Source organism: Phycisphaerales bacterium, from assembly GCA_020852515.1.
Lineage (GTDB): Bacteria > Planctomycetota > Phycisphaerae > Phycisphaerales > UBA5793 > UBA5793.
On the sequence record JADZAS010000017.1, the window covers coordinates 1 to 8,401 of the forward strand.

The 8,401-nt window shown below is 65.0% G+C and carries 14 protein-coding genes; 3 read left to right on the forward strand and 11 right to left on the reverse strand.

Annotated features, from left to right (window positions below):
- Nucleotides 1-31: 31 nt before the first annotated feature.
- From IT430_13795 to IT430_13845, 11 genes are all read right to left on the reverse strand, one after another.
- Nucleotides 32-2,242, reverse strand: a complete 2,211-nt coding sequence (locus tag IT430_13795; GenBank protein MCC6909012.1) for a DDE-type integrase/transposase/recombinase — start codon at nt 2,240-2,242, stop codon at nt 32-34.
- Nucleotides 2,239-2,514, reverse strand: coding sequence for a hypothetical protein (locus tag IT430_13800; protein ID MCC6909013.1), 276 nt, complete (start codon nt 2,512-2,514; stop codon nt 2,239-2,241). Before IT430_13800 ends, IT430_13795 begins: the two co-directional genes overlap by 4 nt.
- The gene (locus IT430_13805) at nt 2,511-2,777 is read right to left on the reverse strand and encodes a hypothetical protein (protein ID MCC6909014.1); all 267 of its coding nucleotides are present in this window, start codon (nt 2,775-2,777) and stop codon (nt 2,511-2,513) included. The genes IT430_13800 and IT430_13805 overlap by 4 nt, the downstream gene beginning before the upstream one ends.
- Nucleotides 2,774-3,478, reverse strand: coding sequence for a hypothetical protein (locus tag IT430_13810; protein ID MCC6909015.1), 705 nt, complete (start codon nt 3,476-3,478; stop codon nt 2,774-2,776). The genes IT430_13805 and IT430_13810 overlap by 4 nt, the downstream gene beginning before the upstream one ends.
- Complete coding sequence (locus tag IT430_13815) at nt 3,475-3,819, reverse strand: hypothetical protein (protein MCC6909016.1); 345 nt, start codon at nt 3,817-3,819, stop codon at nt 3,475-3,477. Before IT430_13815 ends, IT430_13810 begins: the two co-directional genes overlap by 4 nt.
- A 47-nt stretch (nt 3,820-3,866) precedes the next feature.
- Entirely contained in the window at nt 3,867-4,088 is a 222-nt protein-coding gene (locus tag IT430_13820; protein MCC6909017.1) for a hypothetical protein, read from the reverse strand.
- Entirely contained in the window at nt 4,088-4,303 is a 216-nt protein-coding gene (locus tag IT430_13825; protein ID MCC6909018.1) for a hypothetical protein, read from the reverse strand. The genes IT430_13820 and IT430_13825 overlap by 1 nt, the downstream gene beginning before the upstream one ends.
- A complete protein-coding gene (locus tag IT430_13830) occupies nt 4,300-4,485 on the reverse strand; it encodes a hypothetical protein (protein ID MCC6909019.1) in 186 nt (61 codons plus the stop codon). Before IT430_13830 ends, IT430_13825 begins: the two co-directional genes overlap by 4 nt.
- On the reverse strand, nt 4,482-4,721 hold the full coding sequence (locus IT430_13835) for a hypothetical protein (GenBank protein ID MCC6909020.1): 240 nt from the start codon (nt 4,719-4,721) through the stop codon (nt 4,482-4,484). The genes IT430_13830 and IT430_13835 overlap by 4 nt, the downstream gene beginning before the upstream one ends.
- A 5-nt stretch (nt 4,722-4,726) precedes the next feature.
- Entirely contained in the window at nt 4,727-5,326 is a 600-nt protein-coding gene (locus IT430_13840) for a hypothetical protein (protein ID MCC6909021.1), read from the reverse strand.
- A 455-nt stretch (nt 5,327-5,781) separates the two neighbouring features.
- On the reverse strand, nt 5,782-6,060 hold the full coding sequence (locus tag IT430_13845) for a helix-turn-helix transcriptional regulator (protein MCC6909022.1): 279 nt from the start codon (nt 6,058-6,060) through the stop codon (nt 5,782-5,784).
- A 92-nt stretch (nt 6,061-6,152) separates the two neighbouring features.
- Between IT430_13845 and IT430_13850 the strand changes: the two genes are divergently transcribed.
- From IT430_13850 to IT430_13860, 3 genes are all read left to right on the forward strand, one after another.
- On the forward strand, nt 6,153-7,001 hold the full coding sequence (locus tag IT430_13850) for a LexA family transcriptional regulator (GenBank protein MCC6909023.1): 849 nt from the start codon (nt 6,153-6,155) through the stop codon (nt 6,999-7,001).
- A 115-nt stretch (nt 7,002-7,116) separates the two neighbouring features.
- Entirely contained in the window at nt 7,117-7,515 is a 399-nt protein-coding gene (locus tag IT430_13855) for a hypothetical protein (protein ID MCC6909024.1), read from the forward strand.
- Between the two features lie 148 nt (nt 7,516-7,663).
- Nucleotides 7,664-8,401 (forward strand): hypothetical protein (locus IT430_13860; protein MCC6909025.1); only part of this gene is annotated, 738 nt, incomplete at its 3' end.

Below are 8,401 nucleotides of genomic sequence, written 5' to 3' on the forward strand. Positions count from 1 at the left end.
AGCCTCTCGAAAATGTCCTTGTCGTCCTGGCTCATCGCTTGAGCCCCTCCCAGATGTCGAACTCCTCTTCCTCCTGTTCACGCCGCGCCGGCGGCGCGGTCAAACGCACTTCGAAGTCGTCGTCGTCTTCCTCCTGCCTGGATTGCTCGGCCCGCTTGAGGCGCGGCATCTTGAACTCGTCGTCGGGATTGACATGCTCAGCGCCCGCGGCCTTGCGCATCTCGGCCCGTTGAACGGCCGGCAACGCCTCGTCAACGGGTGTTCGAACCAGCCGCATCGAGTTGGGCTCAGCGTCGGGCGCGATGCCCTCGCGCTGCCGTGACTTGCGGCGATCATCATCGATGTCGCGCTGCGCCTCGCGGGCGGCGTCGATGCTCGACATGAGCGCCAGCCGCCCGCCGCTCAGGTATGCCTTGGCCGCCCTCTTGTGATCGCGCTTGAGCCGGTGACCTTCCAGCACCGCCTGGCGACTCACGGGGCCGGTGCCGCCGTAGAGGTTGTTCACCGGCGCGATGCAGAGGAATCGGAACTGGGCGTCGTAGACGTAGATCTCGCTCACATCCTCCGGGTCGTAGGTGACGTGCAGAATCGCGTCGTCGCCCTTCCTGCGGCCCTGGAACGAAACCAGTTGCGGCAGCCCGGCGCCGTAGTACGTCTTCTGCCCGGTGCCGAAGTCCAGGCCGATGCCCAGTTGCGACACCAGCTTTGGATGCGCCCAGCGCTTGAGCAGCAGCGCCATGACCTCGGGCGCCGGCATGATCGTGCGCGTCGCCAGCCAGGTGCGCCACGCCTCCTCGGGGCTGAGCTTGCGCATCTCGTCGTCGCGCATGTCTTTCATCTCGTGATCCACCCGGGCGTGGTACCACTCGATGAACTTGCCGAAGTGCTCGCGCACCTCGTCGATGCGGGGCAACTGCTCGACTGGCAGACCGTGCGGCTCGACCGAGCCGGGCTTGCTGCCGCAGTACGAGGCGAAGTCCTTGCAGAACTCGCCGTGCATCGTGCCGAAGAACCGCTCGAGGCGCGACTTGCCGTCGTGGTTGAACGGGCGGGCGAAGTGGCAGTCGATGTTGAGCATGGCGAGCAGGCCGCCATTCTCCTCGGTGAAGTGCTCGCGCCAATCCTGACCGGCGGCGGTGAGTTTGCGGCGCTTGGCTTTGCTGATGCCCGTGTTCGCCTCGCTGTCGTAGTCCTTGCCGTTGTCGATCCACACGCGCGTGGGCACATGAGACAACCGGTTCATCCCGTCATGAAGCGCGTAGCGGATCGTGTCGCCGTTGCCCTGCTCGCTGATGTGCCAGCCGGCGATGAGACGCGTGCGCCAATCCTGCCAGGCGGTGACCTGCAATCGCACCGCGCGCCACTTGCCGCCGCGCATGACGCGGGCGAAGAAGTCCAGCGTGCTGTGATCGCCGATCCACACTTCGCCGGCGGCGTACGCCTCGGGATGCTGCTCAAGCTTGAGGCCGAACTTCTGATCCCACACCTTCTCGCCCTCGCGGGCCATGCAGATGCGCGACGGGTCGAGACGCTTCTCGATGAGCTTGGCCACCCAGCGCTTGCTGGGCCACTGCCACCCGTGCTGCTTGGCGAGCGCTGCAACGAGCCGATGGCACTTGGCGATCGACTGCGCCGGCATCGCCAGGTAGAGCCGTTCGAACTCGGCCCACGCTTCATCCGAGCATCCGCGCGAGCCGTCGGCCTTCACGCTGCGGCGGTCGCCGCCGCGGTTGTCGATGAAGTACGCCATCATCCGGTCGCGCTGATCGCTCGGCGGCGCTTCGCTTGACCAGCGCTGCAGCGTGCGGCGCGAGAGACGGAGTTCCAGGCCCATGCTCTTCTCGGCAATGAAAGAGTCGATGGCGTCCGACACCCGCTCAGAGCCGGCGATCAGTTCGCGATAGGCGATCAGCACTCGCATCTTGCAGGCGGCGATGTCGCGCTGCTGCTGGGTCGCTGCGAGCAGCACCTGCGCGGTGCCGTCGGCGGCGAGCTTGGCGCCGGCCTCGATCATAAGGCGGCGGTCGAAGGACCGGTGGATGTGCCAGGTCATGCGGCCCGAGTCGCGGCTGCGCACCTGGCGTGCGAGGCCGCGCTCACTGAGGCGTCGGATGCATTCGACGCGCAAGGCGCCCTCGGTCTTGCCCAGCAGGCGCGCGGCTTTGCGGATGGGCAGGAACTCGGCGTCGGGCCGTTCGTCCACGCCCTGCGCGAAGCGAGGTTGGCGCGCGGCGGCGGTCATGGGAAGTCTGCCTCAATCTGACGAACGAAGCACCGAGCCAGTCGCCGCACCCAGCGTTCGTGGTAGAACCGAGGCAGCGTTGTCGTATAGACCGCGCCGCGCGTGCGGTAGTCGATGCAGGTGAATGAGCGATCGTGATTGGTGCCGTCGCACGTGAATACTTCGACGGCGCCGTGATACATCGGCATCGTGAGTTTGCAGCCCGACTCGTGGCGCACGAGCTTGGTTCGGTCGAGGTACCGAGCGATCTTGTCGAAGCGCACCTCGCTCATCCGCTCACCTCCTGCTGCTCAAGGGTGAGGGTGATCGTCTGGCTGTGGGTGCGGCCGTCATCGTCGCGCCACTCGATCGAGATCCAGCCGGAGGGCAGCGCCGAGTTGGCGCTGGCGATCCGCGCGAGCATCACGCCGGCGAACTCCAGGGCATGGTCGTACTGATGGAAACGCGCGACGATCGCCTGGCTGCTGTGGCGCACGGCGAACTTGAAGTACGCCGCCAGCTCACCGTCGCGGTTGTTGCCCTTGCGCTTGCTCACCGGATCAGCCTCCGATCCCACGCCAGCGCGTGCCCGAAGCGTTTCTCGCCCAGCGCCGCGATGACGTCGCTCTGGTAGTCCCAGATCGAATAGACCTCGGGCCAGTAGAGATAGGGCAGGCAGCGCTTGCCGCTGTCCATGACAAGCGTGAGCAGATCGGCGAACCGCCGGTGCTCGAACTCTCCGCTGATGGCGTTGAGTGGCGGATGCCAGGCGTCGATCAAGTCATGCACCCGTGACATGAGAACGGACCACTCATCGCCGCGCAGTCCATACGTCGTGTGGTGATACTGCGGCAGCCGCGGGCCGTACATGCCGACCCACGCGTTGGGGAAGGTGCGCCGCACGCGCGAGAGGCACGCGCGAATGTTCTCGATCGCGGCGGCGTCGCCGCGCAGTGCCGCGCCGAGCGCCTCTTCTGATTCGATGTCCACGACGCACAGCCCCTTGAAGTCGATGGTCCGCGCGCCGACGTTGCGGTTGACCGTGTCATCGAAGACATTGAGTTGCAGTTTGCCGGTGTGCCACTGCTGCGTGTCGCCGTCGTACCACTGGCTGTAGAACCATCCCTGGCTGAAGAACGCCAGGCCGCCGATCTGCCGGCACAGTTCATTCTGGCACCGCGCGAGGTAGTCGGGCGCGAAGCGATTAAGGTCGCTCACATCGGCGTTGAGGATCATGGGCCGGATGGCGGCCGTCATTGCACAATCCCCCTGCACTGCGGGTACTGAGTGAGGAAGCGATCGATGCTCGGCGCGCCGCGCAGGCGCCGCCTGGCGAGGACCGGCTGCATCTGCCGCCGGCCGGTGGCGGGATCGACCACGAGGCTGAAGGTGAGGATCTGTTTGCAGTGAGCGCAGTACGAGGCCATCCGCGCCACGAGCTGGTGACCGACCTGCTTGCGATCGATCTCCACCACGCTCGCCGCGCCCAGCAGCGTCTCGCAGTCGCATTCGACGCGCACGATCTCGCGCGGCACGCTGCCGGCGTCGCCAGTGGCGAGCACCGCGGCCCGCTGGTCGCCGGCCGTCTGCTCGCGCATGGGAACTCGTTTCAATGTGCGCCCACAGCGTGGGTGGCTTGAAGTGCTCATCCCGCTCTCCTCTTCCGCTTGGGCCGCGCGGCGACGACGTAGCGCTTCACCGAGTGCTCGATCCGGCGGACGTCGATCTCTGCGCTGTTGCCCCGCGACTTCGCTTCGTCGCGCAGGCAGCGGGCCAGCATGACCGCATCGTCCCAGCGGTCGCGGATATCGAAAGATGTGACCGGCTCGCTGTCGGCAAAGTACTCGATGGCCATCACAAGGAACATCAGGCTGCCCTCCCGCCGCTCGCCGGCTTCGCGTCATCCCGCGCCGTCTCGGCCTTCAACTGATGCTGCCAGTCGCCGGCGGTGATGTCGAGGATGCGCTTGAGCCCGCCGCCCTTGCGGCTCGCGCCGCGCGTCACCTCGCGCAGCACGTTGAGCCGATCGAGATCTGTCTGCCGGTCTGCGCAAAACTGGCGGAACCATTGCTTGTACGTCATGCCGCCACCTCCCGGGCGCGCGGCGCCGCTGGCGATGGCCTGCGCTGCGGAGTGGCGATCTTGCGCACTTGAGGCTTGCCCGCGAATCCGGCGAGCCAGGTCTCGAAGTCCGGCAGCGGCAGTGGCGAATGCGCGTAGCGCAGCCAGTATGCATCGGGCAGGTTGAAGTACGGCGCGCTCATCGCTTCACCACCTTCCGCGCTTTGGCCCGGCGCATCTGCCGCGTCTCGGCCGGTTGCACACCGTCACCGCGCCACGAACCCGCGTAGTGGTTCGCACGCTTCTCGAATCGCCGCATCGAATGCTGCGCACTTCGCAGCGCGCGGCAGTACGGATCGATGTCGAGGTTGATCGGCCGCAGCGCCATCACTGCCGTGTAGGCCGCGATGAAGTTGCTGCCGCCAGTTCTGTCTGGCATCACGCTCATCGCTTCACCGCCTTGTTGTCGTGGGGGTTGGGCTCGATGCGGCCGGCGACGCGGCGGCTCTGGCGCTCACACCACTGCTCGTAGAGATAGAGCACCTGGCGGCTGCCGGCGAGCAGCGCCGCGATGAGATCGGGCAGGTCGTGCTTGAGATCGCAGACCAGTTCGCCGTCATCACCATCGACGCGCATGTCGCCGAGGATTCCGAGCATTCTCTGGACGTACATGCTCATGCGCCGGTGGGCCTGGTCGAGGCCGACGAAGGCGGCGCCGATGCTCACCGGGTTGCCCAGTTCAGTGAGTTCGGGCAGGGCGTAGACGGCGAAGCGTTCGGGATCGATGAGCAGCCGCAGAATGCGCTCGTCGCGCGTCTCGGCAAAGAGCAGCGCCCAGCGCTCGACGGTGATGTGCACGCGGCCGGCGAGCATGTGCCCGAGCGTGGCCGGCTTGACGTCCCACAGGGCGCACAGGGCTTTGCGGTTGATCTTCTTCTCGCGATTGAGCAGGACGCGCAGGAGCACGAGCGAGGGGACCTGGTCATCGGCTCCCAGCGTCGCGTCGGTGAATGCGTCCATGAGTGTGTCGTCTCTCTCGATCACGATTCGGCGTCCTTGCCGGCGGGAAGGGCTGACTTATCGGGGCGGCGAACTTTGCCGCGGGCAATAGCGCACGGGGCGCTTCCGCCCCGGTACGCTGCACATGAAACCAAACGCACCGCCGGCGATTGGGCCGGCAGTGCGCGGAGGGGTGATGAGCAAACGACGCGCAGCGCGGTGGCGCTGCGCGCCGGTCTTGGTGCTAAAGACGGTGGAGTTTTCCTCGATCGGCAGACCTCCGATTTGGGTGCATGCCCCGGCGCGGCCCGCGACTCGCGAGCCTTCAACGACGGGGCGGGTCATAGATGAGAACACGCCGCGCGGACGATCATGGGCCGCGCAGCGCGATGGCGATTCGAGCGCGGGACCACAAGTCACCGCGCGCGTGTGGGACTCAGCGCTGATCTCGTCGGAATGAGGGCGCTGGGTACAGGGCTTGATCGCGATCGAAGCGGCGCTCACGCACATGCGCGGCCTCCCTTCGATCGCGAGGAATTGACAGCCCCCCGCACGGCCGTTGGTTGCTCGTGTAGGGGGGCAGATGAAGTAGCGTGTTTTCGATCGCGACGCGCATGGACATCGATCACCAGATCAGACAGATCGAGCCCAACCGCAGCGGCGAGCTTCTTGACGGTTTCACCGCGCCAGTCTCTCTTGCCGGAGAGGCCGTCGTAGATTGTGCGGGCGGAGACCCCGGCTGTGACGGCGAGCGCGTGCCAGCTGAGTCCCTTCGCCATTCTGGCTCGGTCGATCGCGGGGATGTCGTACTCAAACCGTCGCATTGCGTTGAGTATGGCCTAGTTTGTTCTACTAGTCAAGCGTTGTTCGTGTGAATTTGGATGAATTTGTGAAACTTCATCGTAAATATCTAGACTGCCGAGACTTGGGTCTGACAGTTTCTGGCATGGGAACTCCATCCGTTGGCGACTGGGTGCGTCACAACCGTGAGGCGAAGGGGCTCAGCCAGCAAGAGCTGGCAGATTTGACCGGCACGGTTTCTGAAGGCGAGTCTGGGCGGGTGTCCAAGGCCACGATCTCAAATCTTGAGCGTGGCTCGCAGCTCGATCTGCGCGGTCAGAAACTGCGCACTCTCGAACGGGTCTTCAACTCGAACTACCCGAGATTGATCAAGAAGTACGTGAGGAAGTCAGCTCGCGGAACGGTTACGGCGCTGATGAGCGCCATGTTCGTTGATCCTCGCCGCGTCGCGGTCAATGAACTTGGGAATGAGTCGAACAGCGCTATCGGCGAAGAATTGCCACCGGGCGATCTGCCCGACGAAATTCCGCTCCTGGCTGATGTGCGCGGCGGACTGCCTGATGGCGGCGTGTACGACGGCACGATTGAGTCGCAGCTGCCCGTGCGCGGCCTCTACGGCATCCGAGATCCGCAGGCGTTCGCGTTGCGCGTCGTCGGCGATTCGATGGCGCCGCGCATGCCTGAGGGCGCCCTTGTCTTCATCGCTCCCAACGAAGAGCGGTTCGATGGCGAGCCATGTTTCGTGCAGTTCGGTGGCGAACGCGACTACATGGCGACGATCAAGAACGTCTACGACGCGGACAAAGATTGGCTGCTCTTCGCCAACAATCAGAACTTCCATCCGCAGACGGAGCGTGTGTCAAAATCGCATGTGCTACGCGTTCTTCCGGTCGTGTGGTACGCCGTGCCGACGCGGTGATTGCCGAGGGAGTCATGGGTTTTCGTGTCCTCGTGATCGATCTGCTCGTAGCCATCGCGATCGGCCTATCGTCGATCGTGCACAGGGTGGCGGCGCGAGTGATGAGGAGACGCTGATGCGCAAGTTCAGGATCAACGGCATCGATCGCGACTCGGGGTATGAAACGACCATCATCGTCGAAGCCGGCGATCCGAACCTCGCGGAGATGGAGGCGCTTCGGCGCGGTATTGCGGTGCGGCGGTGCGAGCAAGTCAATGATCAATTCAGCGAGGCCGATCAACTGGAACGCGCGATGGAGCAACTTCGAACTGCCAGTGCCGCGGAGGCTGTCGGGCCACCAATTGCTGCTTCCATTGCGCCTGTGCCGGCATGGACGATGCCTCCGCTCCAGTACTGGAGGAAGCTTGAACGGTCTATTGCGAAGGGCGTGTTCTTCGGACTTCTTGCTTGGGCGCTGCTACCGGTTGTCATCATCGCACTCCTGATGGTGCTGGGTGTGCTGATAGCAGCGTGACGGCCGGGCAGTGGACTTGTTCGATTTGGGTGCCTATCTGATTTTTTGACAACTCATTGCCGCGACGCAGATGACGCGGCCACTAGATCGGGAGCAACGGGACCTAGTAGACCCCGCCTGATCGCAGAAACGCCAAGGATGGTGTTTCGTGGCCACCAGCGCACTGAAGCGGATTCGTCTCGGCAAGTACCCCTGCATCACAACCAGCGACACTCCCCCGCACGGCCGTTGCACCCACACACTGCGCGAGTACCTCGAAGGCCTCGCTGTCCTCGCGATGATCGCCATCGTCGCGCTGCTGCTGCTCGCCGTCGGCGGGTGCGCCGCACCCAAGCACGCGGCCGAGGCGTATCACAAGGCGACGATCGTCACGCATGATCTCATCCTGCCTGACCTGCGCCTCTACGTTCAGGGCGACGGCGACATCGACGAATTCGAGCGAGCCGCACGGTTCAAAGCGATCACCCGCCAGGACACGCTCGACGATCTCAACACGCCCAGCCCCGAGTACTGCGCCCAGACGATCGCCAACCACGCAACGCTGCTGCCCCAGGCGCGGCAGTACTTCGAAGCCGATCCGTCACTGACCGGCGGCGCCCTGCGCCTGCGCACGCTCGTGATTGAAGAGCAGCAGCGCCTCGATGCGCAGTGGCAGCTCGACTTCGGCACCCCCACGCCCCCCACGACCCCCACGCCGCCCACCACAACCCCGACAGGAGTGAATCGCGATGGCCAGCAGATCAACGCAGAGCCCGGCAACCACGAGCGTGCAGCAATGGTGGAACGAGACGATCGCCGAGTTCGCCAAGGAAGCGAAGATGCTGCCGGCCGACGCGGCCAGGCTGACGGGCGAGCTGGGCGACATCGCGATGGACTACTCGCGCAA

Excerpts from the sequence above, each read along its gene's own strand:
- IT430_13795 (MCC6909012.1), bottom strand. The coding sequence starts at position 2,242 with ATGACCGCCGCCGCGCGCCAACCTCGCTTCGCGCAGGGCGTGGACGAA.
- IT430_13800 (MCC6909013.1), bottom strand. The coding sequence starts at position 2,514 with ATGAGCGAGGTGCGCTTCGACAAGATCGCTCGGTACCTCGACCGAACC.
- IT430_13810 (MCC6909015.1), bottom strand. The coding sequence starts at position 3,478 with ATGACGGCCGCCATCCGGCCCATGATCCTCAACGCCGATGTGAGCGAC.
- IT430_13815 (MCC6909016.1), bottom strand. The coding sequence starts at position 3,819 with ATGCGCGAGCAGACGGCCGGCGACCAGCGGGCCGCGGTGCTCGCCACT.
- IT430_13820 (MCC6909017.1), bottom strand. The coding sequence starts at position 4,088 with ATGTTCCTTGTGATGGCCATCGAGTACTTTGCCGACAGCGAGCCGGTC.
- IT430_13825 (MCC6909018.1), bottom strand. The coding sequence starts at position 4,303 with ATGACGTACAAGCAATGGTTCCGCCAGTTTTGCGCAGACCGGCAGACA.
- IT430_13830 (MCC6909019.1), bottom strand. The coding sequence starts at position 4,485 with ATGAGCGCGCCGTACTTCAACCTGCCCGATGCATACTGGCTGCGCTAC.
- IT430_13835 (MCC6909020.1), bottom strand. The coding sequence starts at position 4,721 with ATGCCAGACAGAACTGGCGGCAGCAACTTCATCGCGGCCTACACGGCA.
- IT430_13845 (MCC6909022.1), bottom strand. The coding sequence starts at position 6,060 with ATGGCGAAGGGACTCAGCTGGCACGCGCTCGCCGTCACAGCCGGGGTC.
- IT430_13855 (MCC6909024.1), top strand. The coding sequence starts at position 7,117 with ATGCGCAAGTTCAGGATCAACGGCATCGATCGCGACTCGGGGTATGAA.